The organism is Actinoplanes sp. NPDC051633, assembly GCF_040681735.1.
In the GTDB taxonomy this organism is placed as follows: Bacteria; Actinomycetota; Actinomycetes; order Mycobacteriales; family Micromonosporaceae; genus Actinoplanes.
Map to the genome: position 1 here is coordinate 1 of NZ_JBFAZH010001767.1, position 1,131 is coordinate 1,131.

The 1,131-nt window shown below is 73.3% G+C and carries 2 protein-coding genes; both read left to right on the forward strand.

Annotation, left to right across the window (positions count from 1 at the left end; all coding sequences use genetic code 11):
- On the forward strand, nt 1–714 hold a 714-nt coding region (locus tag AB0M20_RS45005), incomplete at its 5' end, for a 5-oxoprolinase subunit PxpA (RefSeq protein ID WP_364307759.1).
- Nucleotides 711–1,131: DUF1445 domain-containing protein (locus AB0M20_RS45010; protein WP_364307761.1), on the forward strand; the 421-nt coding region annotated here is incomplete at its 3' end. The genes AB0M20_RS45005 and AB0M20_RS45010, both read left to right, overlap by 4 nt.

Here is a 1,131-nt window from a genome sequence, read left to right on the forward strand (position 1 = left end):
CGCCTGGGTGACGACAACGCCCTGCTCGAGGTGGTGAGCAGTGCCAACGTGGCGTGCGGTTTCCACGCCGGCGACCCGCGCACCCTGCTGGCGACGTGCGAGCGGGCGGTCACCCACGGGGTCGTGATCGGCGCGCAGGTCGGCTATCGCGACCTGCCGGGCTTCGGCCGCCGGTTCATCGACTACGAGCCCGCCGACCTCACCGCCGACGTGCTCTATCAGCTGTCGGCGCTGGACGGGCTGGCCCGCGTGGCCGGCGACCGGGTCCGCTACATCAAGCCGCACGGCGCGCTCTACAACGCGATCGTTCATCACGAGCGGCAGGCGGCGGCGGTGGTCGAGGCGATCTGCCGCTACAACCCGCGCCTGCCGGTGCTGCACCTGCCCGACTCGGTGTTCAGCCGGGTCGCGATCGACGCCGGCCTGCGCGTGCGCACCGAGGCGTTCGCCGACCGCGGGTACACCCCGGAGGGCACGCTGGTGTCGCGGCGCTCCGAGGGAGCACTGCTGTCCGATCCCGCTCTGGTCGCGGAGCGGATGGTGCGGCTGGTCACCCGCGGCGAGCTGGTCGCGGTCGACGGGACGGTGCTCCAGGTACGCGCGGACAGCATCTGCGTGCACGGCGACACCCCGGGCGCGGTGACGATGGCCCGGGCGGTCGCGAAGGCCCTCGCCGACGCCGGCGTCCACATCGAGCCCTTCGTGCCGCGATGACGCCCGCACAGTGGCGCGGCCGCTTCCGGGCGGGGGAGGTGCGGCCCACCGCCGGGCTGGCACCCGGCGTGGCCCAGGCGAACCTCATCGCGGTGCCCCGCGACTGGGCCTGGGACATGCTTCTCTACGCCCAGCGCAACCCCAAGCCGTGTCCGGTGCTGGACGTCGGCTCGTTCTCCACGCCGCTGGCCCCGACGGCCGACCTGCGCACCGACCTGCCGCTGTACCGGGTGTGGCGCGACGGCTCCCTCGAGGCGGAGGTTCCCGACGTCACGCGGTGGTGGCGGGACGACCTGGCCGCCTTCCTGATCGGCTGCAGCTTCAGCTTCGAGGCGGCGCTGATCGCCGCCGGGATCGAGGTACGGCACATCTCGGCCGGCACCAACGTGCCGATGTACCGCACATCGGTCGTCTGCC